The organism is Tardiphaga sp. 839_C3_N1_4, from assembly GCF_051811045.1.
GTDB lineage: Bacteria > Pseudomonadota > Alphaproteobacteria > Rhizobiales > Xanthobacteraceae > Tardiphaga.
This window is the reverse complement of sequence record NZ_JBPWQD010000001.1, coordinates 5,358,885-5,385,150: the sequence shown is the minus strand read 5'-3', so window position 1 is coordinate 5,385,150 and position 26,266 is coordinate 5,358,885. Positions and strand designations below refer to the sequence as shown.

General features: G+C 57.8%; 28 protein-coding genes and 1 pseudogene. 9 read left to right on the top strand and 20 right to left on the bottom strand.

Translation table 11 applies throughout. The annotated features are described in order from the left end of the window. Positions 1–689: 689 nt before the first annotated feature. The 3 genes from AB8A38_RS25775 to AB8A38_RS25765 form a co-directional block, all read right to left on the bottom strand. Complete coding sequence (locus AB8A38_RS25775) at positions 690–1,067, bottom strand: hypothetical protein (protein ID WP_309948569.1); 378 nt, start codon at positions 1,065–1,067, stop codon at positions 690–692. Between the two features lie 73 nt (positions 1,068–1,140). Further along, positions 1,141–1,314 carry a hypothetical protein gene (locus AB8A38_RS25770; RefSeq protein WP_309948571.1) on the bottom strand — a complete coding sequence of 58 codons (174 nt, stop codon included), beginning with the start codon at positions 1,312–1,314 and terminating at the stop codon, positions 1,141–1,143. Positions 1,315–1,336: 22 nt separating this feature from the next. Next, on the bottom strand, positions 1,337–1,531 hold the full coding sequence (locus AB8A38_RS25765) for a hypothetical protein (protein ID WP_439087868.1): 195 nt from the start codon (positions 1,529–1,531) through the stop codon (positions 1,337–1,339). A gap of 314 nt (positions 1,532–1,845) precedes the next feature. Between AB8A38_RS25765 and AB8A38_RS25760 the strand changes: the two genes are divergently transcribed. The 3 genes from AB8A38_RS25760 (at position 1,846) to AB8A38_RS25750 (ending at position 3,563) form a co-directional block, all read left to right on the top strand. Further along, positions 1,846–2,025, top strand: a complete 180-nt coding sequence (locus AB8A38_RS25760) for a hypothetical protein (protein ID WP_309948574.1) — start codon at positions 1,846–1,848, stop codon at positions 2,023–2,025. Positions 2,026–2,833: 808 nt separating this feature from the next. Then, complete coding sequence (locus AB8A38_RS25755; protein WP_309948579.1) at positions 2,834–3,199, top strand: hypothetical protein; 366 nt, start codon at positions 2,834–2,836, stop codon at positions 3,197–3,199. Between the two features lie 127 nt (positions 3,200–3,326). Continuing rightward, entirely contained in the window at positions 3,327–3,563 is a 237-nt protein-coding gene (locus tag AB8A38_RS25750) for a hypothetical protein (RefSeq protein WP_439087867.1), read from the top strand. Positions 3,564–3,694: 131 nt separating this feature from the next. Here the strand turns inward: AB8A38_RS25750 and AB8A38_RS25745 are convergent, their stop codons facing one another. Next, positions 3,695–4,324, bottom strand: a complete 630-nt coding sequence (locus AB8A38_RS25745; RefSeq protein ID WP_309948582.1) for a TetR-like C-terminal domain-containing protein — start codon at positions 4,322–4,324, stop codon at positions 3,695–3,697. An 817-nt stretch (positions 4,325–5,141) separates the two neighbouring features. Between AB8A38_RS25745 and AB8A38_RS25740 the strand changes: the two genes are divergently transcribed. Continuing rightward, the gene (locus AB8A38_RS25740; protein WP_309948584.1) at positions 5,142–5,405 is read left to right on the top strand and encodes a PepSY domain-containing protein; all 264 of its coding nucleotides are present in this window, start codon (positions 5,142–5,144) and stop codon (positions 5,403–5,405) included. A gap of 24 nt (positions 5,406–5,429) precedes the next feature. Here the strand turns inward: AB8A38_RS25740 and AB8A38_RS25735 are convergent, their stop codons facing one another. The 4 genes and pseudogenes from AB8A38_RS25735 to AB8A38_RS25720 all read right to left on the bottom strand — a co-directional run bounded on the left by AB8A38_RS25735 (position 5,430) and on the right by AB8A38_RS25720 (position 7,745). Then, positions 5,430–5,597, bottom strand: a complete 168-nt coding sequence (locus AB8A38_RS25735) for a hypothetical protein (protein WP_309948586.1) — start codon at positions 5,595–5,597, stop codon at positions 5,430–5,432. A gap of 135 nt (positions 5,598–5,732) precedes the next feature. Beyond that, positions 5,733–6,045 (bottom strand): annotated as a pseudogene (locus tag AB8A38_RS25730) (septal ring lytic transglycosylase RlpA family protein). Positions 6,046–6,678: 633 nt separating this feature from the next. Beyond that, the gene (locus AB8A38_RS25725) at positions 6,679–6,945 is read right to left on the bottom strand and encodes a ribbon-helix-helix domain-containing protein (protein WP_309948588.1); all 267 of its coding nucleotides are present in this window, start codon (positions 6,943–6,945) and stop codon (positions 6,679–6,681) included. 401 nt (positions 6,946–7,346) lie between these two features. After that, positions 7,347–7,745: a host attachment family protein gene (locus AB8A38_RS25720; RefSeq protein WP_309948590.1), complete on the bottom strand. Its 399-nt coding sequence runs from the start codon at positions 7,743–7,745 to the stop codon at positions 7,347–7,349. Between the two features lie 297 nt (positions 7,746–8,042). Between AB8A38_RS25720 and AB8A38_RS25715 the strand changes: the two genes are divergently transcribed. After that, positions 8,043–8,255 (top strand): hypothetical protein, encoded by a 213-nt coding sequence (locus tag AB8A38_RS25715; RefSeq protein WP_309948592.1) that lies wholly within the window; start codon positions 8,043–8,045, stop codon positions 8,253–8,255. Between the two features lie 1,253 nt (positions 8,256–9,508). On the opposite strand, the gene AB8A38_RS25710 is transcribed toward AB8A38_RS25715, so the two are convergent. The 3 genes from AB8A38_RS25710 to AB8A38_RS25700 all read right to left on the bottom strand — a co-directional run bounded on the left by AB8A38_RS25710 (position 9,509) and on the right by AB8A38_RS25700 (position 10,463). Then, the gene (locus AB8A38_RS25710; RefSeq protein ID WP_439087866.1) at positions 9,509–9,634 is read right to left on the bottom strand and encodes a DUF3606 domain-containing protein; all 126 of its coding nucleotides are present in this window, start codon (positions 9,632–9,634) and stop codon (positions 9,509–9,511) included. A gap of 308 nt (positions 9,635–9,942) precedes the next feature. Further along, the gene (locus AB8A38_RS25705) at positions 9,943–10,197 is read right to left on the bottom strand and encodes a hypothetical protein (RefSeq protein WP_439088606.1); all 255 of its coding nucleotides are present in this window, start codon (positions 10,195–10,197) and stop codon (positions 9,943–9,945) included. Between the two features lie 128 nt (positions 10,198–10,325). After that, on the bottom strand, positions 10,326–10,463 hold the full coding sequence (locus AB8A38_RS25700; protein ID WP_309948594.1) for a hypothetical protein: 138 nt from the start codon (positions 10,461–10,463) through the stop codon (positions 10,326–10,328). Between the two features lie 238 nt (positions 10,464–10,701). On the opposite strand from AB8A38_RS25700, the gene AB8A38_RS25695 reads away from it, so the two are divergent. After that, the gene (locus tag AB8A38_RS25695; protein WP_309948596.1) at positions 10,702–10,890 is read left to right on the top strand and encodes a hypothetical protein; all 189 of its coding nucleotides are present in this window, start codon (positions 10,702–10,704) and stop codon (positions 10,888–10,890) included. Positions 10,891–11,288: 398 nt separating this feature from the next. On the opposite strand, the gene AB8A38_RS25690 is transcribed toward AB8A38_RS25695, so the two are convergent. The 4 genes from AB8A38_RS25690 to AB8A38_RS25675 all read right to left on the bottom strand — a co-directional run bounded on the left by AB8A38_RS25690 (position 11,289) and on the right by AB8A38_RS25675 (position 14,006). Further along, complete coding sequence (locus AB8A38_RS25690) at positions 11,289–12,179, bottom strand: NAD(P)H-hydrate dehydratase (protein ID WP_309948598.1); 891 nt, start codon at positions 12,177–12,179, stop codon at positions 11,289–11,291. After that, positions 12,176–12,946, bottom strand: coding sequence for a histidine phosphatase family protein (locus tag AB8A38_RS25685; protein WP_309948600.1), 771 nt, complete (start codon positions 12,944–12,946; stop codon positions 12,176–12,178). The genes AB8A38_RS25690 and AB8A38_RS25685 overlap by 4 nt, the downstream gene beginning before the upstream one ends. 287 nt (positions 12,947–13,233) lie before the next feature. Further along, positions 13,234–13,452, bottom strand: coding sequence for a hypothetical protein (locus AB8A38_RS25680; protein ID WP_309948603.1), 219 nt, complete (start codon positions 13,450–13,452; stop codon positions 13,234–13,236). 11 nt (positions 13,453–13,463) lie between these two features. Beyond that, positions 13,464–14,006 (bottom strand): DUF4142 domain-containing protein, encoded by a 543-nt coding sequence (locus AB8A38_RS25675; protein ID WP_309948606.1) that lies wholly within the window; start codon positions 14,004–14,006, stop codon positions 13,464–13,466. 594 nt (positions 14,007–14,600) lie between these two features. On the opposite strand from AB8A38_RS25675, the gene AB8A38_RS25670 reads away from it, so the two are divergent. Beyond that, a complete protein-coding gene (locus tag AB8A38_RS25670) occupies positions 14,601–15,062 on the top strand; it encodes a phage holin family protein (RefSeq protein WP_309948610.1) in 462 nt (153 codons plus the stop codon). A gap of 1,108 nt (positions 15,063–16,170) precedes the next feature. Here the strand turns inward: AB8A38_RS25670 and AB8A38_RS25665 are convergent. From AB8A38_RS25665 to AB8A38_RS25650, 4 genes are all read right to left on the bottom strand, one after another. After that, the gene (locus AB8A38_RS25665) at positions 16,171–19,314 is read right to left on the bottom strand and encodes a glycoside hydrolase family 113 (protein WP_439087865.1); all 3,144 of its coding nucleotides are present in this window, start codon (positions 19,312–19,314) and stop codon (positions 16,171–16,173) included. Between the two features lie 779 nt (positions 19,315–20,093). Continuing rightward, positions 20,094–20,438, bottom strand: a complete 345-nt coding sequence (locus tag AB8A38_RS25660) for a pyridoxamine 5'-phosphate oxidase family protein (RefSeq protein WP_439088605.1) — start codon at positions 20,436–20,438, stop codon at positions 20,094–20,096. A 686-nt stretch (positions 20,439–21,124) separates the two neighbouring features. Continuing rightward, positions 21,125–22,126 (bottom strand): alpha/beta fold hydrolase, encoded by a 1,002-nt coding sequence (locus AB8A38_RS25655; protein ID WP_439087864.1) that lies wholly within the window; start codon positions 22,124–22,126, stop codon positions 21,125–21,127. Positions 22,127–22,607: 481 nt separating this feature from the next. Continuing rightward, complete coding sequence (locus AB8A38_RS25650; RefSeq protein ID WP_439087863.1) at positions 22,608–23,336, bottom strand: DUF72 domain-containing protein; 729 nt, start codon at positions 23,334–23,336, stop codon at positions 22,608–22,610. A gap of 267 nt (positions 23,337–23,603) precedes the next feature. Between AB8A38_RS25650 and AB8A38_RS25645 the strand changes: the two genes are divergently transcribed. Together AB8A38_RS25645 and AB8A38_RS25640 are read left to right on the top strand one after the other, a co-directional pair. Beyond that, on the top strand, positions 23,604–24,995 hold the full coding sequence (locus AB8A38_RS25645; RefSeq protein ID WP_439087862.1) for a TAXI family TRAP transporter solute-binding subunit: 1,392 nt from the start codon (positions 23,604–23,606) through the stop codon (positions 24,993–24,995). A 33-nt stretch (positions 24,996–25,028) separates the two neighbouring features. Further along, entirely contained in the window at positions 25,029–25,262 is a 234-nt protein-coding gene (locus AB8A38_RS25640) for a hypothetical protein (protein WP_309948621.1), read from the top strand. A gap of 668 nt (positions 25,263–25,930) precedes the next feature. Here the strand turns inward: AB8A38_RS25640 and AB8A38_RS25635 are convergent. Beyond that, positions 25,931–26,110 (bottom strand): hypothetical protein, encoded by a 180-nt coding sequence (locus tag AB8A38_RS25635; protein ID WP_309948675.1) that lies wholly within the window; start codon positions 26,108–26,110, stop codon positions 25,931–25,933. Between the last annotated feature and the right edge of the window lie 156 nt (positions 26,111–26,266).

The window sequence follows — 26,266 nt, the reverse complement described above, 5'->3', positions numbered from 1 at the left end:
GCTCGTCCTGCCTAGTTGGAATAGCGGCAACACTCAGGGATCTCGATGATTGCATGGTTGATCCGGCAAGAAGGTCTATGGGGTAGCCCTACAACCGCGGCGGCGATCATCTGCGTCGTGCTGGTCGGCCTGAGCCTAAGCGTTTTTCTACTGGGCCCCGCCGCGACCGCCGTTCTGGCGGCCGTCCTGGAAGGATGTGGATGGTTGTGGTCGGATCCTCGCGAGCCCATCCCATTGAACCGCAGCGCGCAGCAACAGCTGGCGGAAAATCTTTAGCAAAATGCAGCCGGGTCCAGCCCTACGATGAGTCCTCGAATAGCCATAGCTTGTCTGATCTTGATTGTACTGATGGCCGGCTTCTTCGTGGCTGATGAGTACACGTCATGCAGGCAAGAACATGGACCCAACTACAAGTGCTTTCCTGGCGGGCGACGGCTGGTCCGGTAGGCACCGCCATAGATTCGCGTCCGCTCGATGCCATCGTTGATCTCGCCCCGGCAGGCCTCAACAGCTAGTTCGCGTGAGCGAAACTTCACTGGTCCCTGCACGGTGCGATTTCCAGGATAGATATTCCAGCGCCAAAGGCCGGGCTGGATCTCTTTGACATCATACTCAACCGTTCGATGCAGCATTCGGCGCCCCTGTCCCAGGGAGGCATAGCACGGTCAGGCCTGCATTGGCTCTGACTTTCATCGGTCCACCACCCGGCGAAGGGCCTTTAGGCTCAGGCCCTTCTCTTCGAGCCAGAGCAATGCGTGCGCGATCTGTCGAAGCTCGTTCCGGTCCAGCCCTACTGGAAGTCTTCTCGCCCGCCGAAGCACTTCCGCCGCCTGTCGTCGCATAGGCGAAGCGGAACTTCCCGACTTGTCGAGCCTGTCTTCTATCTCCAATACGAGCTGGCGAACTTCGGCAACTTCCATCTGATTCAGCGCCTCGCAGATTGAACGTTCATAGTTCCGAACAACTTGTTCGACGTCAATCTCGCCTTCGACAATTGTAGCTCTTTCCTGCATCCGCGCCTCCTGCACGATGACGGTAAGAAAAATACAACTGAAGAGTTTGCGCAATCTCCGAAGTTATAAGGCGGCTGATACACAGTCTCGTTCGTTTAAAAAACGCGCGATCAAATAAGAAAGTTCCTCATTCCCGCTTCTTCTTAAACGGCACCACATGCCCTGGCCCCGGCCGCTGCGGCAGTACTGGCTGTTTAGGCTTCGGCGGATCGTCAGGAAAGAACCGCTTCCAGCGATAGGCGGCGTATCCGTAGAAGTAGTCCCACCAGGACTCAGTAACGCTGGCGTCACCCCACGGCATCGGATCTGGCTCCCCGCCGTCGTCATCCTGGGGGATCGCTATGGGGATCGGTATCGCCGGGCTTGTCCACATGATGCCGCCGGGTCATGCGCGTGTACTCACACTCATCTGGCTCCGTGCATTCGTCGACGATGATAATGAGCTGATGGATGTTGTCGGCGGAGAAGACCCCGACGAGGTCGCGGGTCTCTATTATTCGAACGAGATAGGTTGGCATGGCATCTTACCGGCCCCGGTAAGGTCTCCCCAGAGGTACCATAAGACAAAGAGGTCTGCAGGTCACGCGTAGTCCAGCGTCAATCAGCGAGGGCTGCCGACCCCGCAAAGCTCTCAACCAATGAGAAGCCGACCTCGGCATTTAATAGATTGCGACATATGTGATCTTATCGAAGCTACCGGAGATGAGAGTTTTTTAGTACCGATCGATTTTGAGTAGTTCCGGTGACCGCCGAGCGAGAATGCCGGCGGTCTCTTACTTGTGGCCCCGCGATTCGGCTGGCCAACCACGATTTTGGAAAGCTGTGGAGAGGGATGCGAAACTGGAAGGACGCTATCGAGCTCGACTGGACGCTCCGCGACATCTACGCCGGCCGGCTAAAGATGTCGCCGATCACGGAAGATCAGCTGAGTGAGCTGTTGGAGCTGGGATTTGTTGAGGTCGTGAATGACCAAGTCAAACTGACCGAAGCTGGATACCGGAAGATCCACTGATGCGCCTATCCGGGCGATGCCAAATAGTGGAAGAACCAGTTCACGCCAAACACCAAAAAACAAACAGCCGCGACGAAAGACACCGCGACGACTGTCCAATCGCGTTTCGTAAGTAGCTCGAACTGAAACATTTTGTCTCTCGATTGCTGGCCACGCGCAGCTTGCGAAGAGGCATTCTACTCCAAGCCGGGACCGACGGCGCGGAAAGTTACGGGGTCCCAAAGGCGGGCCTACTTCGTATTTTCAATCCTTCCGCGGCTCCCGGAATCCGACGCAAAGACTGTGAGGCTTTGCGTGAAAATACTGCACGTCACCGGTGATCGCGCCCGCCATCTCGTCGAGAGCCTTCTGCAATGCGCGAGCAGCAACACAGTGCGTGGTCATAGATCGCACCATATGTGTGCGGTCGAAGTTGGCGCATCAGCTCAAGCATTATTACGTGGTGCGGATGTGGCTTGGCCGCCTCTTCCTCTCGGCGCCGCCGACGCTCATCCCGTGACCACTGCGAAATCATTTCGTCTCTCTATAATTTGATGGTCGCCACAAATGCGCGTGCACCCATCTGCCGTCGAACGCATGACGCAGGGTCTCGGCATCTCGATGGTAAGCGAAGCAGAAAACAGCCCACCGCTTGTCGCCATGCATCACACTTGCGCCGCGCACGCGCAGCGACAACAGCTTCCGTGAACAGAAGCTCGCGGCCTTAACGCAAGTCTTTTCGTCGTCAGGAATAGCGATCTGAAACGGCCAATTGCCGTAGGTCTCGGCCATGATCCAAATAAGAACATTTAGAGAACATCGTCAAGCCTTGACCGCCGAGTTCGGAATCGGATCGAACGGCTATATGAACAAGTCGTCCGAGAAATTCGCCAAAGACCGCCCCTACGCCAAGCCTGAAGCCGCAGCCGCAAGACTATTTGAGATCGCAAAGGCGATCGGCGCTGACGGGCGAGGCATGATCCCGATAGGTGCATGGAACGCGACTTTTCTCAATAGGGACAAGGCCAACGTGGCCGAATATACCCTTGGCCGGGATCATCTCATCGCAGGCGGCTTTATTGAGATGGATGGCAGCGGCGGCTACATCGTGTGGGGACCCAACTGCGCTCCGTCAGATCGAACTGAGATGAGCGCTGAGCTTCAGTTTCCAGCCGCTTCGCTCGGGTTGCGTTGAGGACGCACGCTGGCCGGAACCAATTCTAATCAGACCGCTTGAATCCGCCGTTCAGTTGCGGAGTTGCGTTGTGTCCTGGTCTGCCCGGTTTCCAGATCCCATCATTCCCCCCGATGGGGAACGACTAATGACGCTCCGGGATGCCGGCAATTACATCTCCAACCTGCCCGCCAAACGACACCTTGAACCAGCCTGGCAGACTGCGACGCGGTGCCTAATCGAGGCCGCTGACAAGGGCGGCCCGATTGAGTTCGCCCGCCTTGGCATGATGCAGGCGCTGTTTCCGAAAGTTGAGCCGGTCTACCACTCGGTCGACAAAGACCAGAAGTGGCGCAACCGGCCCAAGCTGGTGAGGGATAGGTGAAAGATGAAATCGGACCGTTTCAGGTTTGGAGAATTTTGCTCGCTCTTGCAGTGACGGCGGCCGTGATCGGGGCCGCCTATCTTACCATCGCTTTCATGATCGGATTCATGAAGTGAGAGATAGACGAAAGATTATCCGATCGCTTCCTCTGCAGAGGTTTTATCGAGCCGCAACTCGCCCAGGCCTGCTATAAACATTTCGATGGCAACTGAGAAGCTGCGCTGGAAATCTAGCGAATGGTTCGAGGACGACATTTCATTTACGACGAAGCCTCGAACCAAACTTCGCATTATGAGCGCACCGCTAATTGCCTTATCATCATGGATTCCGCAGGAAGCAAAAACCTCCACGACCGTTCTGGCGAGCGCATGACCAGAAACCTCCCATTCTGGAGAGGTTACATCTAGGCTGCGAAATGACGCCGCAGCCAAGCCCGGATTAGCTAGAGCAAATCCCCTCATCGCGTGTGCCATCGCACGCAATGCTGCAGTCCCAGACAATTGGCTAACCGAGCTTTCAATTCGGCTTTGAAGCCCGCGATAGCCTTTGATCGCGAGTGCAGTACGCAGTTCCGGCAGACTACTGACCTTGCCTAGGTAAGGTTCCATCTCCGAAATGAGATCAGCCGCGATATGTTTATCCCAGCGGCTTTCTAGCGGACGGAGCACTTGCTCCACATCGACCGCGGAAAACGCGGCTGCTCTCCGAACTTGTGAAAACACGAAACGCCTTTCTAGCTGGCGCCCCTTTAGAGGCCCCATGCATTATTCCACTGATTGTCCGGATACTACCTATCAACCTTCGCTAGCCACGAAGGTTCCGAGACGCCAAGGCTGGCTGAAAAAAGAAAAGCCGCCCGGTCGCGGCCGGGCGGCTTCGACGGCCATGCTCGCCAAAGCCTATAGCCGTCGTCCGAAACAGTGGGCGAAGTTACTTAATGAACAATAAAGCCGCGCTGCCTGCTCTCAACCGGCCTCCATCGCTGGCGCCGGGCGAGTTTACAGAGATAAACAGGACGGGGTCATCCGGTCACCTCTCGGGCCTGATGGCGGGCCGCAGCCCGGACGAATTTTCTTGCTGGCATTCAGCATAGCTCTGGCATTTCGAGTCCTTTCGAAACAGGCCCTCCCTTCCGGCGCCGCCAACACCTTAATAGTCAACTAGGGTTTCAACCGATGCCGTTCCACGAGGCGATTTTTAAGCTGCCGTCACAGCAATGGGCTACGCAGAGGAGGCAAGTATGATCGAAAGTCCCGACCGCCGGCATTTCCTCCGTTTGGCGAGCAATGTGATCGCAGTCACTGCCATAGGTGCAGCTGGCACGCAGCTTATCAATATCGCAGAGGCGATACCGATCGCTCCCGATCTCGGGAGGCCTGAGCGGCATCGCACGACGCCAGCACAGTGGGGCGGGCCTCCCGGCCCACCCAGACATGGCCCCCGCCGCGGAAGACGGTGGTCGCGGCGCGGGCGCCGCTGGGTGTGTTGGTGGCATCGCGGGCGTCGTCGTTGCGGATGGCGATGGTAGCTTGCGTTCGCCCCTATCGGATTGAGCCGAAAACATATGGGAGGCTTAGAATGAATAGATTAGCTGCGTTCGCTCTCTGCGGCTCGGTGCTGATGGGTGCCTTCACCATAGCGCGAGCTGACCACCCTGGGCCGGATTGGATGCCAATGGAGCAAGTGATCGCGAAGGTGCTTCAGTCGGGCTACTCGTTGATTTCCAAGCTCGAGGCCGACGATGGCCGGTGGGAAGGTGAAGGCATCAAGAACGGCAAGAAGATGGACTTTCACGCCGACCCGAAGACTGGCGTAATCATCTCTGAGAAATTGGCTGACTAAGCCGGGCCGGAATTGAGCAGAAGGCTATTTGTTAGCCTTCTGCTTTTTCTTCTTAGCTTTCAGCGCATCCGCTTGCGCGCGGAACGCTTCAGCAAGATTCCGCATCCGCTCGGCATGCTCGATGTCCTCCGAGCGACGCGCTGCAGACTCGGCTTTCTCGGCCTGCTTCTTCAAGGACTTCGTCGGTTTCATGCCGATATTATGTCGCAGCGCGGCGGATCGTTCCACCGCCAAAGAGACTTGCGCGCGACGTGAGACGCGTCGGCATTCTGTATGAAACAGTCCGACTCACCGCGCAAACACACATTCCGATGGCGGAGGCCGTGGCTACGGCGACACGCCAGAAGCTCTTAATTGGACTGTCACCCTGGCCGTCCCGCCCATCCCGATCGCATCAGCGGCTCCGCGAGACAGGTCGATGCAGCGTCCTTTGATGAACGGCCCGCGGTCCGAGATTCGGACCAGCACCGATCGCCCGTTGGCCTTGTTCGTCACCGTGACATGGCTGCCGAAGCGCCTAGTGCGGTGCGCCGCTGTCAGCAGCGTAGGTGTTGAGCCGACCGCCGGACGCTGTCCTGCGGCCGTGATAGCCGTCCCCCACACCATACTGGCTGGCGATGCAGGTTTCCTCTCTGGTCATGGTGACGTCGATGGATACGACGCCTTCGAAGAAGTTCTGAGCAGTTGCCGGTGAGATGAGAAATGCGCACAGCAAAACGCACGCCGAGAACAGGCTTTGGTAGTAATGCTAGAGGTCGATTGTCGGCGTGAATCCAGAAGCCACGCTTAGGCTAGGCCCGGCGCTCATGGATTCGGTTGAGCGTCGGGCCGTTTTCGTTGCCGGATTGGTTGGAACCAAACCTGTTTATTCCAATTTTTCCCGCGGTCGGCAGTTTGTCGTGGGCTGCCTCCCGGGCTCGGCGGCGCACCCTTGCACTCCAACTCAAGCGTCGCCGGGCCTTTCTAATTTTCGATCGTCGGGCTCGGGATCATTCCGCACTGAGCTCGGTGAGGCGGCCCGGCGGTCGATTCCCATCCGCCGTCGGGCCGATTGTCCCGAGGAACGAATTAGCTTTGCATTGATTTTTTACGAAGCCGGCGGCTTTCCTCAGCGGCCGCTGGTGAGCCTCGGCGCCGAGTCCAACGGGCGCTGGGTCGCCTCATCATGCGTGCGCATTTGGCGGAATCGTAAAACTGAGCTTCGACGTCAAGCGCATCCTTGAGATACTGGATCGCGACGGCCTTGTCCGGCGCAAGGGCGACTCGGCCGCGGCTACGGCAAACTTCGGGTCATCAGACGGCTGGCGGGCGGATCAGACGGCGGCATCTGATCGCGATAATGCGCGAGAACCTGAAGCCGAATGGCCAACGACAAATTTCCCTGATCCCTCTTGCGATCTATCTCGCTTACTAGATCCGAAAGCGTGATGCGGCGCGCACCGGCGATCTCCTTCATGCTGCTCCAAAACGCCTCTTCCAAACTTACGCTGGTCTTATGACCGCCGATGACAATGGACCTCTTGGCTACCGGAGACTTCATATGATTGCTCCCTGGCTTTCCAAACTCACTAGTAGGTTGCAAATAACTGTTGCTCATGGTCATCGCAGACTGACGGCACTTACCAAGGCCGAGGGTATACGAAAAATCGATCTGTCGATCATGCTCTCGGCGCCGCCCCACTAGCCTACCCACAAGACGACGTAGATGCTCCAAATTAGGGCGATGCCAAGTGTCAGGGTTGCTCAAGATGCTCGGCTTCGCAGTAGTATAGATGCCGCGTCGGTGGCGCGATCGGGGCGGCTGTGGCATTAGAGCGGGTCGTCAGTTCAACGTGCATCGTTCCACGCAACGCCTCGGCCGCATCCTGTTTCGGAGGAGCAAAGCTACTCAAGACCATCTCCCCCGGCGGGCACCGGCGGCTCGCGGGAGAGCATTAAAGACTACGCTGCAAGTATCGTCTTCTCGATATCCGCTATCGAGTGACCAGTCAGGTCCTTGGCGATTTCGCCCACCAGAGCCTCATCGAGCTTTTTGTGGTAATGTTTGCGCATCTCACCAAGCGTCTTTGGAGCAGCGATGATCACGATATTGCTGAACTTCTTCGTTAGCACCTGAGCATTCAGCATTTCGATGATCCCGGATGCAAAACCGTCTTCTTCCGCCCGACTCTGATCGGGGTTGGCGGAGCTGCTATTCTGTCCACCGCTACCGCTGACCGGCTCAACATCTTCACCGGGAGCAGCGACCAGGCTCATTTCAGTTTCCGTGCCCACATTGCGAAAAAGGTTCAGCTTTTCACCGTCGGCGACAGCGACGATAGTATCCGTTGGGAGGATCATTTCATTTTCCTAAAAGGTTTGAGATTGGCCTCGCTAAGCGAGTGATAGAGCAATGCATCCGCCTCCGCGAAGTTCCCGTTTTACGAGATCCGGCGCCTCGCCAAGCTATGGAAGGTGCCGATTGCTTAGGTGTGTGGGAGATTTGCTGCCATTATACGGCACGACAAGCTGACGATCACTTCATCACTGCCCGCAACATCGATACGCAAGGGCGAGGCGAAGGTTGATATGCTGTAAGCCGAATAAGGAACCGCCGCGCATTCCTCTCGTTGCCGATTGTGCAACGGAGGAGACGCAATGGCGAAGAAGGCAAAGAAAGCACCTTGGGATAAGCCCAATCCGAAGAAGAAGACTGGCAAGAAGTCCACTAAGCTGTCCCCAGCAAAGAAGGCAAAGGCAAAAAAAGCAGCCAAGAAAGCAGGCCGCAAGTACCCCAGCCTCGTGGACAACATGAATGCTGCGAAGAAGAAAACTGCCAAGAAAACCAGAAAGACGAAATCAGCCAAATAGGCTGTTGTATAACGCAAAAGCGGTTGCCCCCGCGGCATCCGCATCATCTTCTTTCAAATACACCTCCATCCGTGAATACTCTGGCAACCCGAGAGTTATCCGAAATCCAAAGCCGAAAATAAATTTACGGCTCAATCACGGCGGCTTCGCTTGGCTTCCAACGGCAACGAGTGGGATTTGCGGCCTTTTGTCGAAACTAACGCAGCGACTTCTTCATTCAGGCTCACAGAGATTCGAACAGTAATCGGAGGCTCACCGTAGCGACTGCAGCCAGCTGGACGGCAAGCGCGGCGGCGAGTTCCGCCTCTTGCCTCTGATCATGCGTCTCTGTCCACCATTGACCGATTTTGCTCTGCATGTCCGATCCTGGCAAAACGCGCTTGCTGAATGAATGCACATCCGCTTAGCTACGGAACGCGTGCTTTCAATGACGATGACAGCTATGGCGCTTATTGCGCCCGCAGTATCTCTGCTGTCAGCGGCCTGGCTCTAGGCGTCACAAGAGCATTAAGGGCAAGCCCAGCACCAGCAGAAAAATGACGAGGACGCCAAGTCCTAGATTATCGTCGCCCTTTACTTCTCCTGAGACCGTCGTTCGACCGTCGACATTTTTCACCCTGACAATAAGCCAGCCACTTATCGACGAGCCATCCAATGGCCGTCTGCTGGCGTCGGATAGAGGTTTGGCTTCCGCCCATTACCATCGACACTGCCTTTATGCCGCGTTCAGCGTGCGTGCTTCGAGCGCGCGCATGTAGTGAGTTATTGCTCTGTTCGAGAGCAGCAGGCGGCTCCGTACTCCTTGCCGCACCATCGTCTCCACTGAGTTTAGGAGTACGTGGCTACAGAATTGGGCGTCTTCAATCTCGCCTGCCCGCTCTAGATAATCCCATGCAATCTGGATTGCCTCCTCTATGAGAACTGACAAATGCATGAGCCAAACTCCTGAAACCTCGCAGCTGAAACGGCTGAATTTGGAGCTAGTTCCAGAGGAGAAGCTGGTTAGACCCAGCTTCCGTCGTTCCGTTGGGACCCAGGCCGCAAGTCTTTCTCGGCATCCTCAATCCTCCGGCGATTACCGGCATTGAGCTCGCGGATACCTGCCATCGCAAGACCTAGCTGCCGCGCCGTTCTGCGGATTGATGCCGCGGGTCTGGCCAAAGCAGCCGAGCAGCGCAGAACCGTTGCTCCCTTTTGAACAAGCTCCCGCAGTCGGGCGATTTCCGCCTCGCTCCAGGGCCGACTGAGGAGCTTCACGCTGCAAGCTGCTTCCGAACAGCGGCGGCCGACGAACCGACCTTGTCCACTGCGCGCTGCAGCTCCTCCTTGGTGACGTTGAGGTGCTTGGCCCAGTACCGAACCTCATGCTCTTCACCCATGTTGATCTTGCTGCGATCTGCGTGCCGGTCTTTTTCAAATCATCCATAGTCAAATCTCCCCTGAAGCAATGACCAGCAATGATCTCCCGAAATGAAAGTTACGACTGTGTCCCAGTGATTTCTGATAGCGTCAGTACGGGGGGCGTTTCATCAGCTCAGGCAGCCGCGAGATGCCGTTGGCGATCCGCCGGGCCTCGTCACGCGACAAGGACTCGTTGGCGTATTGGTAGTTACGAGCGTGAAGGTCTTCCCGGTGAAGGACGACGCATAACATAAAGCTGTTGGCATCTTTCACGCGGAAGCAGTCCCTATCCTCTTCCGCGATCCACGGCGCCGGAATCGGCGAGCGCCCGTTCGAGGTTGCTGATCTCCTCGTATCTGAAGTGGCCGCTGTTGAAGATCGTACCGCGTCGGTTGATCATACGGATCAGCAGGCACCGCGCATCCTGCGAGAAGCCATTGAAGCGCGCCACGAATGTACGATGCTCATCCGCCAAAACCGAACCGTACGTCGTCTCGACAAACGACAGCATCTCGGTGAAATGGTCGAGATAGTAGTACACCGGCAATACGGGCAGCTCATGGGATATAAAGTGCCGCCAGCGATCCGACGATGCCGGACTTCAAATCTCTGCCATCACATTGGGATCGGACCGATGATGCCGTGCCTTCCGTCTCACGCTTGAACTGTTCAGGCGGCAAGGTCCGCATCCTTGCGCTCCCCGAACTTCTCCAGAATCCGGATTCGAATTTCCTCGGCCGCCGGGCCGCGAGCCTTCCGAAGCTGGCACCAGAGCCGAATAAGTTCCTGCTGCTTCGCTTTGTCCATGGAAATCCTCCATCGAATGCATAGAACATAACCGGAACGATTTTGCAAGAGTGAAGATCGCTAGCTTGGGCATTCTCCCGTGCCCAAGCCAGTCCGTGGGATCGGAATGTAGATGTCTCGGGTTCAGAGCACGCTGGCTCAAGCGGCGGGCGGGCGCTGCTTCGCTCGCTAACTCCGATGATTATGTCGAGCGGAACCATGCTCGATCGCAGGCCGTTACCCAGGAAAGGAGACCCCGATGAGAGAGAATCTGTTCGAGAGCCTTCTAGGAAAGGCGACCATAGAGGTCTGGGGAGACCTCCCTCGCGACCTGCAAGAAGCAATCTTCGAGCTAGCAGCTCGCAACGCTCCCGACATGCGTTCCGGTTTGGCGGCCTACCTGCATGACCATCATCCCAAAACCGACCACACGCGGGATCCAGTGTGACCTTCCGCTCGGTGGATCGCAGTCATTTGAGACCTGCCTTCCAACCGACATCACTTCACCATGCGTGCTTGCTATCGCTAACTCGAGCGGGCCTAAGTACGAAATTTTAACTAGGGGACAAAGGCTCAAGATAACGACTGCTGATGTCAACGACGGCAGCAGCTTTAGCAAGCGGGACATTCATCGCTTAGGCTGTCGAGCACGCTCTCCACAGATGCGATATCTGCCAGACAATTTGCGTGTTCCGCGAGGGATAGCGCATAGTCAATGGCTGATGGCTATGCCGCAAGCGCTTATAGGCGTGCTTGAGACATGGTTCGATTGCGTGTGCTTCCATTAGTAAATCCGCGGCCCACTTTACGCCGTTCGTGATGAGCACCGTACGATGGCGGGTCGGCTTAAGCCGACGTCACCTCGGATCCTGACATCAGCCGCGGAATCTCCGCCGGCAATTCTCTTGCTAACGCTCCGACGTTGCCATGTCGGAGACCGAGGCGCCTGCCCGCCTCCCCGTGTAAAAAGACTGCCCATAGCGCCGCCAGCGTCGGATCCACACCGCGCGCCAGAATACCTCCGAGAACGCCTGCAAGGACGTCGCCAGAGCCGGACGTCGCTAATGCGACCGAGCCAAAGCACGAGCGCCACACCTCCTTGCCAACGACAAAAGTTTCGGCTCCCTTCATCACCACTATGCACCCAGCGGATACCGCGACGTGCTGGGCGGCCTCGAGGGGGTTGCGTTCGACGGTCTCGCGGTCGAGACCGAGGAAGCGGGCCATTTCGCCAGCGTGCGGCGTGACGATCGCTCCCTGCAAGTCTTGGCGAAAGTCCGGCGAAGGATCGCCCATGCAGGTGAACGCAGCAGCGTCCAGGACGATGCGCGCCTTCGTCGGCGTCGCAAGCAGCAACCTCACAAAGTGACGGAGCGCGTCTTCATCCATCATGCCCGGTCCGACCACGACGGCGTCGACATCCTGGGCGAGCGCGACGATGTCCGTGGCATTCGATTGCTTAATCTCCCCCTGCGAAGTCTCCGAAAATCCCAAGACCATAGCCTCGGGCACAGCCACTCCTATGTTGGGGGCAACCGACGCACTCGTCGCAATTTGAAGAATACCGGCTCCTGCGCGCAAGGCAGCCACGCCCGCCAAAATGGCCGCACCAGGCACGCGGGCGTTGCCTGAAACCACGAGGACGCGGCCTCGAGCTTCCTTGCCGTTCCCGTTTTCGTGAGACGGGAGCGGATGCGCACGCAGGTAGTCTTCCGATAAGTCCCGGTAGAGCTTCATCTCGCCGCTCCGCTATCGTCCGGCTCCAGTGTGACGGGTGCGCCTTGACGTTTCAGCGGCGCGACAAAGTTGTACCGGACTAAGCGCATCGAGCTTTCACCGTCTTGGCCCGGTCCGAACTCGGTTATCGAACAATTTGCGACGTCGCCTTCCTTATCGATCGAAAGGATCGTGCTCTCGTCCATGTTTTCCAAGAGGTATCGCAGGCAGAGGACGACGACCTGATGAGCAACAATTAGGACGCGTTCCCCGGCGTAATGCAGGCTTACGGAATCGAGGACGCTTCGAAGCCTCAACACGACGTCCGCCCAGCTTTCACCAGCTGGCGGCCGATAATAGAACTTCCCCATCAGGGCACGCCGTCTGGCCTCCTCGGGGTAGCGCTGTTCGATGCCCATTTTTGTGAGACGGTCCAGAACGCCGAATTCCCTTTCGCGCAATCTCTCGTCGTGGATGATCGTTACAGCGCGTTCAGCCTCCCCAGCTGCCCTTAGAATAATCTCCGAGGTTTGCTGTGCGCGAAGATATGGAGAGCTGAGTACGACACTCGGGCGATCTTCACCCCGCAACTCTGCAAACCAACGCCCCAACGCCTCCGCTTGCCGTTCGCCCAACGCACTGAGCGGGACGTCTACGTCCCGCAGCTCGATGGCGATATCCGCCAGCCCTGCCTCATGAGCGGCGTCGCGCGCAACGTTTCCCGCGCTCTCCCCGTGACGCACGATCCATAGCCGTTCAGGCCATCGTTCCTTGGTGTCTTGGCCCATGCGGTCTCGCCGAGTCCCTATGTGTCTCTCGATAATTGCGGCTGAAAACGCTGATAGCGGTAGCCGATTTATGATGATGACAATGTGTCGATGCCAAAGCGAAGGCGAAACGCCGACGGGTCTGACTAGGTCTCGTCGTTGCGATATCTATCGGCAACGATCTTGTCGCCTTCGCGTACCGCCGCCTTATTGCGACGCTGGTACTGCAGCACACCGAAAATCAGAGCGGAGAGAAGCAATAAGGCTCCGATCCCGAAGACGATTTCCTGACCCATGGTACAACTGCCCTAATTAGTCTCGCCGCCCAATGTTGTCTTGTTACCAGCGTCTCTGCTCGGCGCGGTCACGCGAACCTCATGCCCCTGTCGAATGGCAAGTGATGCGGCGGAGACCGTGGGCTCAAAAGCCGCTTCCTTCGTTTCGAAGGTACCTTCCACGTTTCCGTCATGGAGCACGCCCCAACTGGACCCGCTTGCGATCACCTCGTAATAAGATGCCAGTCCCACCTTGTCTCCAGCTACTTCTTTTTGTTCAGATTCTGCGCCATCTCGAGATGATGCTGAAGGTGGGGGAGCGTCTTACCGGCCCAATCCTTGAGTTTTGGATCTTCGCCGCCCTTGGCATAGCGCTCGAAGAGCGACACGGCGTCCTTGTGAGCGCTGACCTGCATCGAGGCGTAGTCGGACGTGAAACTGTCCGCTTTGGCGTCCTTTAGCTTCTCCACTTTCTTCTGATGCGTTTCGTCAAGGGCCGTTGGCAGCGCCGCCTTCAAGTCGCCGCCAACCAGGGCCTTCAGCTCTTCGGATGTCTTGGTGTGGTCCGTGATCATCTGGGACGCGAATGTCTTGGCATCCGCATCGCCGCGCTCTTGCGCGAGCTTACTGGTCGCTATCTCAGTCAGGTCGCTGAGGGCGGCCTCCTTGACGAAGTCGGCAGTGGTCGGTGCCACACCTAGGACGGAGTTCACGCCCGTCTTTTCCCCGACTGACTGTGCGAAGACGTTCGTAGCGCCGAGCGCGAGTGATAGGACGGTCGCGGCGGCGAAGGTGACTTTGTGCATGGCGGTATCCCTGAAAAAAGCAGTAAGGCATGAAAAATGATCGATTTGATGCAAGGTTCCATTCCGACGCAAGCGTTGACCCGAGAGACGCTTTTGGGCGCGCCGGGTTATGGCCGTCGACCTCGTCGAGGTTTCCGAACTTGCTGGGAACTCCGACGCCGCGGTCCCGTTGAGCATTTCTCATACGAGGCGCTTTACGGGTTGGCTTCGAAGTCAACTCTCGCAGACGGGCGTGATTGCCTAAGGCAAATCCCTCCCCCTCGTCGCTTCGTCCGCTAATGCTAGGTGAGCACGCACCATGACCGATGAACAAACACCCTCCATAAGCGGGCAGGTATCGGATATCCGGACCGCCGTAACTGACGGCGTCAAATTCGCGACGACCACCATTAGGGGCGCGATCGAAGAAGGCAGGAAGCTGGGGAACGCGCTCGACACTTTGAGCAAGGTTGTCCGTCAGGCGCCCTTAGCCGCAATGTGCGTTGCGTTTCTGATCGGCCGGGCGTCGACGAGGCGTTGGTAATGAGGGGTGAAGGACCAGCGCGGAAATATGACCGAGCTAAACGAGCTGCTCAGGCCTACGTGCACGATCGAGTGGAAAACACCGGAGCGACCGCGGTCTCTTACGCTGTCGCCGCCGGGCTGTTTGCGGCGGCCGGCATCTTTCTGATCTCTGCGCTGCTCGTAGGCGCGACCGCAGCCTTCCGATGGATCGAACTTCGATACGGCCTTTTTTATGCCTTTGTGGCGCTAGGCGGCCAGCTAACCATCATCGCCATCCTCTGCGTCGCTCTTGCGATCTACCGTTTGAAGCGACCGGCAAAGCGCATTGTCCCGTTGGCGAGCAGATTGCGAGTTGCAATTAGCGATCCGCCGTCGGTCGACGATCTATCGCCTGCAACAGCAGTGGCGAGCTTAAGCTCGTCTCGTGCTCGGAAACGGAATGAAGGAGTGCAGAAGTATGCGCTTATTCTGGCTGCAACCCTCGCTGGGTGGGCGATCATGCGACGAGGCCAAGCTCACACAGCAGCGCTGGACGCGAACGATCCCGGTTGACGGTACCGACCTTGGATCTGTTTACGGCGCGCACCGCGCATGTTGAACGTCATCTCAAAGCCCCGACCCTCTGTTCGCAGGCGGCTGCTGAGGAATGACGAACGCAGCTCCGGAGACATCAGCAGATAAGCCGCACAAAAAACACTGGTTGGATTGGGGCAGGTTGGGCAGTCGGCGTTGCTGGATTGCTTTTTAGCGGGGTCACACTCTATCGCACTCAGCTAATTCAGAAGGACGACATTCGCGTCGTTGTTGATGGAACGGTGGAAGTGCGGCCGGACAAAGGTGACTTGCTTCTAGATCAGGATCAGCAGCTCACATTCATCAATTCGGGAAATCGCACTGCGGTCATCACCGAAATCTACGGAGAGGTTCTTGTCACCGCCACCGACACGATGAGGCCGGTCGCGCCGGCATGCTCGGTCATCAAAGCCTGCTTTAGTTCGTGAACGCCCATATTTCTTCCCCTCAGCAGGGCTTGGAACAACACCGCGATTTCGGCGATTAGAGATGGCTACCAACCGGCCCCAAAGGCGTAACCGTTGCTTCTAAATGGGCTCTACAGCATCGAGTTCAGTGCCGGCCCCGACCAACCCAGGGGCTCTGGAGTCGTTGTGCTATGCGATGGCGTCTTGCTGGGGGGCGACTCGTCGCTGTTCTACAAAGGGACCTACAGTCAACGGGACGGGAAGTTCAAAGCGACTGTCCGAACATCGCGTCACTCCCACCATGCCCCATCCCTGTTTGGCCTGGACGAAGCAACGCTCAGCTTCGCTGGCACTATCATCCGCGGCGACGCACGCGCCTTTGGCGCATCCTCTCAGTTGGACATCAAACTCGAAGTGCACCTCAGGTTTAGGACACACATCTCTTAGGTGATTAGGTTTGACTCCGGCTCACGCGTAACCGTCAGCTTCTCCATTACTAAGTGTCCGTTCCGGCCTCGCCACCGGCCCTGTCGGTTCTCCCATCTTGCGGCCGGCAGCTGGCAGGCACGCCGACGGCCCACGGATCGCCTTGATGGTGCGCGCTGATTGAGCGTAACGTGGCCGCCACGGAGCGCCTGTAAGCCGTCACAACGTCGGGAATTGATGCGCTGGCCCAGCAGTTAGACGATCAATACTTCGTGGGAGGTCAGTGGTGCTACGACACCCTTTAACATGATCGATGCATCGTGTCCGAGCTCGATGATCGTGTCGTGGCCGACCACATGAATAGCCAGTTCCGAGAGACTTTTCGCGATCGACGAATCGATCTCGATAACATCATGGCTCGCCCCTTCCGCAACCCGGAAATTGTTGATGGTGTCATGGCCTGAGGCCTGCTTGAATACGAATGTGTCGCCGCCTGCGCTGTTCATGATGTCGTTCCCCACTGTCGACGTCAGCGTCGCCCCCGCCTTGTAGGCCGCCTGCGTTTGCGAACCGTCCCTGTTGTCGAAGGTCGTCGCCAGACGCTGCCCTCCCGTATCGAATACGTCGTGGCGCGAGGTATAGGCTTGGTCGGTTACACCGAATGTATAGACGCTCTTGCTGCCGTCGACGTTCCTGGTGGTCACCGCGGTCAGTGCACCATTGACCGCGAAAGTAGACTGCACAGAGGAGCCGTCGATATGAGCCAGCGTCTGCGTCGCCAGATGTCCGGTGGCGTCATACTGCGCCAGCATTTTGATGCCGCTCGCATCCACCGTCTGCTGTAGCGCCAGCGAACCATCCTGATGAAACTGCTCGATCAGGACGCTCTTGCCCGCGGCATCGCGGATCACATGCTCGGTCGTATAGGCCTTGCCCGCGATATCGTAGGTCATGGCATCGCGCGTGCCGTCGGCACTGCGGATAGTCAGGCTCGCGACGTCGCCATCGGCCTTGTAACCGGTCTGCACGAACGAGCCGTCTGCCTTGGTCTCGGTCTGCTGGGATAGATGACCAAGCTGGTCATATTGACTGAACGTCTTCGTACCTGCCGCATCCACCTTCTGCTTCATCGCCAGCGTGCCATCGCTATGGAATGCTTCGATCAACACGCTCTTGCCGGCGGCATCCTGCACCGTATGGCGAGACGTATATTCCTGTCCGGTGAGGCCGTAGTCGCGGATATCGCGCGTGCCATCGACATTGCGGACCGTCTCATTGGTCTCAAAGCCCGCGGCGTTGAAGGCGAACTGCTGGAAGGAGCCGCCGGCAAAGCTCTTCAACAAGCTTGTCATGTGACCATCGCCGTCGAAATCGCTACGCGATACCGAACCGTCCCCATTCGTGACCTGGCGAAAGCCGAGATCGCCATCGCTGTAAAACCGCTCGATAAGGGTGGTCTTTCCGCCAGCGCCAATGACGGTATGTTCGGACACATAGGTTTTGCCGGCGATGTCGCGCGTATAGACGTCGCGCGATCCGTCAACATTGCGAATGGTTTCGCTGGTCACCGTCGTGCCGTTGGACGTCACAGCCTGATATTCGGCCCCCTTCGCGACGGCCGATTGGCTGGCAAGGAAGCCAGCAGTGCTGATGGTTGCATCCGCAAACTTGAAAGATTCGACCTTGCTGATGCGGTCGATACCATCGCGCGCCGCCACCCTGTCGATGACGACCAGTTGCCCGTTCACGACAGAGATCTTGTAATCCGACGCCTTGCCGGAAAACACCGCCGTGTCGATACCGTCGCCGCCATCGATCACATCATTGCCGATGCCACCGGTGATGACGTCGTTTCCGGCACCACCATAGATGAGGTCGTGATCGCTGCTGGCGCCAATGAACCAGTCCTGATGCCTGGCGGCGTCCACATGGATGTAACGCACATAAAGATCGAAGCTCCCAGGCGAACCGGCATTGATCGCTTCCTTCGGCGCGACGGAGACGCCGTTGATGACCAGATCCTTGAGATGAAGCGCGCGGCCGGGCGCGGCATTCATCAGCGAGATATCGAGGCTCGTCAGTTGCTCAGGATTAGCAAAGGTCACCGCATAGGTCTGGTATCCGGCAGGATCGGCGGACGGCTTGAATTCGAACACGGCAGATACCGGCTGGCCATTCACGAGCACCTGCACTTGCGCGTTGACGCCACCGACCGCCGTGCCGTAGCCGGTCAGCGTGACTGTCGTCGTGGCGAGCGTTCCATCCATCGACGGACCACCGATCATGCCATCGTTACCGTCGCCGCCATAAATCACGTCATTGCCGAGCCCGGCATTGATCGTATCGTCGCCGCGGCCGAGATCGATCACATCGCTGATCGGCGAGCCGGTGACACTGAGATTGATCGACGCTCCGTTGCCATGGAAATACTGTGCGACGATCGCCTCCGCCGGCTTTCCCATCGGCGAATAGCCGGTCTCATTGTATTTGCCGTTGAGATCCCACTGCCACAGCTCAACACCCTTCATCCAGCTGCCGCCATGCGCGCTCCAGACCTGGAAGAAGGCGTTGTAAGCATCGGCCTGCTCGGCGGTATCGGCCGGGGCACTCACGGTCCAGGACCCCGGCCGCATCGCGGTGCCATCCATGCTGCGGAAGCCGGCTTCGGTCATTAGCACCTGTTTGCCGTAGGTCTCGGATAGCGAATGCAGGAATTCCACCGGCGACTTGTAGTCAAAGGCGGCCGCATAATAAGGATTGTAGGGAATTTCGGTCCAGGCATCGATCATCTCCCGCACCGTCGGCGTGGCGCTGGACGTCAGCGGCGGATATGTATTGACGCCGATGATGTCGACCTGATCCCAGAAGGAAACCTTCAGCGCCTCGTCTGTTGCAGCGGAATATGTCAGTTGACCGTGATAGACCTGACGTACCGACGAGATGATGTCGGTCCAATAGCTGCGATAGGCGCTGGTCGTCAGGCTGCTCATCTCATTGCCGATGGCGAAGGTGTCGACACCGCCCTGCTGCGCAATCCCGGCTAGATGCATGATCTCGGCCTTGTAGGAGGCGAAGAATGCGCCAATATCGGTCGGTGCCAGGCTCGATACGCCAGTGCCGTCGAGCGGCGAGATACCTGCCTTAAATACCACAGATAGGCCGGCAGCTTCTGCGGCCTTGAAACCCGCGAGCAGACTCGCGTCGCTTTCGGTCTTCCCGGGATGGGCGAACACGTCGTTTGTTGTCTTGTTCGTCGTCCAAATCCGCGCCGTCAGACTAACTGAGTTGGAACCAAGTGCCGCGATCTGCTGGAACGCTTGCGCCGCAGATGTGCTCGCGAACTGTCCATTCCACTCCGACAATGCGCCGAAGCCTTGCACTTCAAAAAGATTGGCCACCGATATTCTCCGCTATTGGCGACACGCTTAGCGAAATGAATTAACAGCAGCCTTAAAAGAACGGTTTGCATTTTGGGAAAGCGCGTTTTCAAGAAGAAACGTCAGCTATCGCGACGTGCGGCATCTCAGCAGATACGAGGCAGTTCCATCAACGGAACTGCATTGAAGCTTCTACCCAGAAGCCCAGCCTATCGCAGGCAAGAGGCCGCACACCCAGCGCCCCGGCTTGAGCGGGAGTGAGTTTCAATGAGATGTGCGGCCTTATCCTTTGCAAAACAAAGCGAGAAAGGTGAATTGAGCGGCAGCTTGAGGACGAAGGCGGTCGAAAGTTCCGGTATCACCGCATCGGAATAATTAGGCCACTGAAGAGATCGCGCCCAATATATCCTTGGGCGGGTACGGCTCAAGACGAAGTAACCGTTGCACAACGGGAGGAACCACGCACCGAATAATTTCATTCGAGCGTAACAACCAATCCGGAGACCACGGTGAAGAAACTTGTTCGAGCTACTGTTCTCATCAGCTTCTCGATGTCGACCGCATTCGCGCAATCCGGCGCAAACCCCTCCGCTCCGCAGCCAAGATCGACCGGCGTCGGGGTCGACCAGCCGGGCTCGACTGCACTGGCACCGCTGTCGATACGCCGACTAAGATGGCGCCGAAAAAGAAGATGACGAAGTCCAAGAAATAACCGAAAGGCCCGGTATCGGGGCCTTTCTTTTTAATCTTCGGCTTAGAAACGGACCACAATTTTCCGCTCGCGAAGTTCGCAGTCTCCATTACAGCCGGATTTCACCTTCTTCAGTACCCTTCCAGTATGTAAGCCGGTTCGCCTTGACCCTGATAAGCGTCAAGCCTGGTGTGTCGGCGCCTTTCTCGAACCATTTGTCGAGATCCGAATTCCAGTGCTGCTTGAATGCGGCCTTATCGCGGATCAATTCGGCATCCCCTTCGACGGCGACGTAGATGCCCTCAGAAAGCAGGCCGGCTTCCGACGAGAAGCCGAGCGCTACCTTTGGATCGCGCTGGATGTCCTTCACCGCACGGGTCGATTCCAGTGCGAAATAATACGAGGTGCCGTCGTAGGAAACGTCCCCGTTGTTGCTCATAGGCCGATTGGCGATCTGTCCTTAGTCCGTATGCGTCGACAGGATGGCGATATCTATTCCGGCCATGTCCGTGGCGATGTCTTTCAGAGTCTTGGTCATTGTGCTCTCCTTCAAAAGCGGAGAACGGTCTCGAAAGCAAGGCGTTCCGTCGTTGTGCATGGAACGCTCCCGATCGCATCGATATCGGGCTAAGAGTGCTGCGAGACCGAACTCCCGCACGCGAGGCTATCTACCGATCAGAAAGGGTCGCACGCCCGTCAGGTATTGAGCGAAGCACCGCGCCGATCCCCAGCCGAGCGAGTCGCGACGGGCAAGGCGCCAATCGCCATGGCATTGCGAAAGCCAACGGGTGCCAGATGGTGACGTAGAAGCACCAACCGAGTTGCCTATCGATCTTGAGAGCGGCCCCCGTCAAGGAGATGATGACAACCAGCTCCGCAGCTTCCACGGCTGCAAGATTTGTCGAAGGAAACGGTACCGAAGCTCGGGAACGGTACCGACGGACCGATGAGAACAGACGATGGAAGGAACAACGGTGCCTCGTTTATGACCATGGAAGCCAGGCGGTCAGAAGGACGGGGTGCATCAAAGGCGATAACCAACGTCAGGTCAAATACCCGTACCCGATGGTTGGCAACGATGGCGGTCGACGGATATACTTCTGACCTACGATAACGTCAGGCGCGTGCCCAAGGCGTGCCCTAAGAAGCGGCGGCATGACCCCTTACGGCATCCATCAAGGCACGCGTCGCCGTCTGGTGGACCATGTGACCATTGTCGGGAATGATGATAAGCTCGCTATGCGCGATCTCCCCGTGCAATCGCACAGACTGCGATACAGGGTCGATTAGCTTGTCTTCCTTTCCCGCGATTATCGTAACTGGCATACGCAGCTCTGAGTATTTACTCTGGAGAGCGGCGACACTCGGAATCAATAGTGCGGACTCTTCGGCCGATGCACGGATTTGAGACGGACGAACAGCCATTTCCTCTGGGAAGCCCTGAAACTTCGTTGGGACGTTTGCAGGCGCGAAGATTTTAGACAGCAACGCCGGCCACATCATACGACTGACAATCGGAGACAGGGTTTGGCTGAGCAGATCGCCCACAACCGGCAATGCCTGTGCGGACATCGCAAGAAAATCTGGCCTAACGGTTGGATAGTAATATCCTGACACCAGGATGAGCTTGCTGACCAAAGCCGGATAATGGACTCCTAAGGCGGCCGCAACCGATGCTCCCCACGAGTGTCCGAGCACGATCGCGTCGGACACGCCTAACCGCCCGAGCACATTCTTTGTTAAATCCGCCTGCTCGTCGGGTCCCCAGCGCAGTTTGCCTGGGCGTTTCGTGTGCCCGAACCCCGGCCGATCGAAGACGATTACTCGGTGGTCCGCGGCCGCCGCTTCGATCAATCCGCTAGATACAAAATCCTGCAACATGCTCCCGTTACCATGGAGAAGAACCAGCGCCGGTCCCTCCCCGCGCTCGACATAGTGCACGTCGAGGCCGTCGATGTTCACGAACTTTCCCGATGGGGGATTATTGTGTTCCGCACGCTTCGCAAGATATCGATTTAACACTGCGGTGGCGACCAGCGCTGCGGTCCCGATCAACGCACCGGTGAGGAAGGCCGACGTCGGCGGCCCTGACATCCGCTTAATATGGGATCTGGTCGAACGTTTTATTGGATATAACGTCATTGAGCGGTTTCCTTCGAGCGCGGAGTACCGTGAAGACGTTCCGCACCGTGCCAGCATAGTGCCTTTATGATCCGCTCCTTGAGCGTTTGACTTTAAGTTAGTGCCTTGAGCGCGCACTGTGCGCCCACCGCAGACGGGAATGCCGTCGATTAAGTCGCGATGATCTACCTATCGAGGAAAGTGATGCCAGCATCGCAGCCGCAATGCGTCCTGCAGCCACGAACGCCCGTCACGACTGTCCAGCATCGCCTTCACCGGACCTTTTGGGTGGGTTCTTTCTTACCTTCTTAGAGCGATTTGGTGCCTGGCGCTCGGCTCGGAGCTTGTCGAAGCGCATAAACATTCGATCTCCGATCGATTAGAGTGTGTCCTGCAAACAGAGGTCGATGTGCGTTGTTCCTGACCGATGGAATTAGTTTGCGTCGATCAATCGGGAGGCGGAGACGTACGAGGGCCGCTAGTTCTGCGTTTTGCAATCCAGTCACTCGATAAGCGACGAAAGCTCCAGAGCGTTGCTCAAGGCGGCACCTGAGGCTGTATTGTCGAAGACGAACCAGGTTTGCCGCTGCTTCTCTTCCAGCAGACGAGCTGCCATGGATGCAAGTTCCGTGGAATCATAGCTAGAATAGTAGACACGGGGTGCACCGTGCCATCGATAGTAACAAAGCCCGGCCCATCCGCCGGGCAGGCCTCCACTGGCCGCCCTGGCAGGATCAGAGGCGACTCGTGCAATGCGGCGCCTCGTCAGCCTTTCTGCAACCTTGTCCGCGAACCAACTCGCATGGCGCGGCTCTATTGCCACCGAAACGTCGCTGCGCCTGCGAAACTCATCGAAAAAGCGTTCGAATACCGCGTCATCGAATTCGAATCTTGGCGGCAACTGAACCAAGACGACCCCTAGCTTCTTTCCCAATCCCGAGACGGCATCGAGAAAGCGGCTCAATGGCTCTTCACAAGAGACCAGCGCCTGTTCGTGGCTAATTGCCCTGGGAAGCTTGACGGAAAACTGAAAATCGTTTGGTGTTGATATCGCCCACCGTTCATATGTCGAGCGGCGATGAGGCTTATAGAACGACGAATTGATCTCCACGCCAGCAAGCCGGCGCGCGTATCGCTCGAGGTGGCTCCCCCCTAGCGGAAATTGAGCGACGTAGTCCGATGCGATGCTCCAGCCTGCCGTCCCGATTCTGATTCGTTGCGCACGCAGCATTCGAAACTGTCCATCAAGACCGGATCATTCGAAGCCATTTCTTCGTAAGAAACGGCCACTGTTTGTTTTATTTGCTCAATTGAGATTGCGGAGCAACTTCATTGCGACGCGCTCGTTGTCACGCAGCGCTTCAACACGGCTTCGATCTACAGGCCGGCACCGTCCGTCCAGCCTGTTCGTAACCGATCAAGAGATCGAAAGGTTCCCGCAACTGCGGGCCCGTGGCGGCACCGTAACAACTTGCGCATTTCCGGCTAAGAGGATCGCATGGAAATTCCCGTCAAACCGCCTAAGCCAGCGCAGTCACTGTCGCAGCGCGCCAGGCGGCGACGCCGCGCGTCGCGTACCTTCTCGCTGTTCGTTGCAGTTAGCGTGCTACTCCTGGTTGGCCTCGCCGGTGCGTCGATCTATCTGGTGACGCGTCCGGAAACCCTTCGCGTTGCGGTCGGCCCGCCTGGCAGCGAAGACGTGCGGTTCATGCAGGCGGTCGCGCAAACATTCGCGCGTGAGCGCGACCGTGTTCGCCTTGCACTGACCGCTACCACTGGTCCCGCAGAAAGCCTCGCCGCGCTTGGCGACCGCAAGGCGGACCTCGCCGTCGCTCGCGCTGACTTGCCAATGCCTAATGACACCCAGGCCGTCGCTATTTTGCGAAAGGATTTTGTGGTGCTTTGGTCGGCGCCGAAGCGCGAGGAGGCCAAGGCGAAGAAGCCAACGCCAGCCCTTCAGTCGCTGGAGAACTTGCCCGGCCACCGCGTCGCGATCATCGGGAAGACGCCTGCCAACCCGGCGATGCTGAAGCTGATTCTTACCTATGCCGGAATCGCCACCGACAAGGTCGATATGGTGCAGTACGAGACAAGCGCGATCGACGAGATGGCTCGCGACCTTCGCAACGACGCCTTCATGGCCGTTGGCCCGCTCGACAGCAAGGTCACGGCAGAGGCGATCTCTGCCACCGCTCGCGCCCGTGGTGAACCAGGCTTCCTCAGCGTCGACGTCTCGGAAACCATCGCGCAGAAACACCCGGCGTATGAGTCGGCCGAGATCCCCGGCAGCACGTTCAGTTCGTCGCCGGCGCGACCGGACGACAAGGTGGAGACCATCAGCGTTGACCACCTAATGGTCGCGCCGAAGTCTCTGACCGAGGCGACGGTCACCGCGCTGACTCGGCAACTGTTCTTGGCGCGTCCAGCCCTTCTTCGTGAGCTGCCGGGCGTGGCTTCGCTGGAAAAGCCCAACACCGACAAAGATGCCGCTATCCCAGCGCACCGCGGCGCGGCGGCGTATATTGACGGCACTGACCGAACCTTCCTCGAGCGCTACAGCGACTTCCTATGGGCCGGGTTGTTGCTGCTGTCTGGCCTCGGCTCGGTCGGCGCCTGGCTGCGCAGCTACCTTAAGCGAGACGAGCGCAACGCGTACATGGCATCGCGGGACCGCGTGCTGGAGATGATCGCCGACGTGCGTAGAGCGGAAGACGCGGACGCACTGATCAATATGCAGAACGAAGTCGATAAGGTGCTGCGCGAGACGCTCGATTGCTTCGAGGACGGCGCGATCGAGGAAGCCGCGTTGTTGGCCTTTGGCCTGGTACTTGAGCAATTTCACTTCGCTGTCAGCGACCGCCGCGACGTTCTTGCGCGCGGCCCGTCATAGCGGCGGGGTGCGGCCGCCACCGGCAAGGCCATCATGGCGTTTCAACGCAAGGAGCTCGCGGAGGCTCTCTCGCACAACCTGCCAAAGCCGACCATCAATTCGCGCACCAGCAAGAAATGGATCGAGCAGGAATTCGCCAAGGTGCGAACGACCGGTCACGCCACCTGCGTCGGTGAGATCGATGAAAGCCCCGCCGCCATTTTCGTACCGGTCATATTACCGAGTGGAGCGCATCGGCATGACTGGGCCGCTGGAGCGCATCATTGATAAGCAATTGCCGTCGCGGCTCGCCGCCCGGAAGGCCACGGCCGCGACTCTGGCCAAAGCCGTGGCTCTCGGCACGACGATAAGGGACCGAAACGCGACGTAGTCTGGAGTCTCCACTTGCGGGATGTTCCGCAGCCCGCGGCGGAGGTCCCGCCATCGCTTATGCACGCCGTAGCTTCCGGATGGTCGCCAGCGAGCGAGTGGAGATCACCTCGTTGCGGCATACATCTCCAGAGTGAATGCGATAAAGCGGCGGTTCCTGCAACTTGCAGAGGCTGACGGAAATCAGCGTGGGCGAATTAGCGCTTCACGTCGGACTTATGCGCCGCGCTGCATTCCAGAATGATGGCGCTGCAGTTCGATGGCTAACCTACTCGCCCTTCAGCAAAATGTGTAGCGACACGATCGTTGGCGTCTTCTATCTCTGCCGCCATGTGGCTCACCAGATCGGGAAATTCGTCCGTAACTTCAGATTCCGAGATCTTGGCGGCCCTCGCCGCCGTCAGGCATTGCTCCGCGAGATCCTGCGCCTTCGCGAAATCTCCGCTTTGAGATGCTTGGAAATCCAGAGTTCCATGAATTTATCTGCGCGTTCAGTCATCGATCCACCGAGCTTTCAGCCCGGCATAGCACGACAATGGACGAGTTCTCCGCCCAAGGCGCCAACATCAGGTTTTGACCGACCAGGTACCTTTATTGATGTCGAACTTGATGGCGCCCTCGTCTCGCATCTTCAGCAAAAGCGACTGGCAGGCTTCCTGGTTCGTCATGTTGGCGCGCTTCATGACCTCGAAAATCTTCATCGGCTTCTCAAGAAGCGCGGTCAGAACTTTTTCTCGATCCCTCAACATCAATCATTCCTTTCCACTATCTCATATTGCAGATGGTCTCTCGACGATCTGCATAATCGTCACGAGCTGAGATCCGCGCGGATGTGCGCTTGGCCGCGGGCACCCTTGTCGCTTCGCGGCCGTCACGGCTTCCGCTCGAAGATCATCCACGAG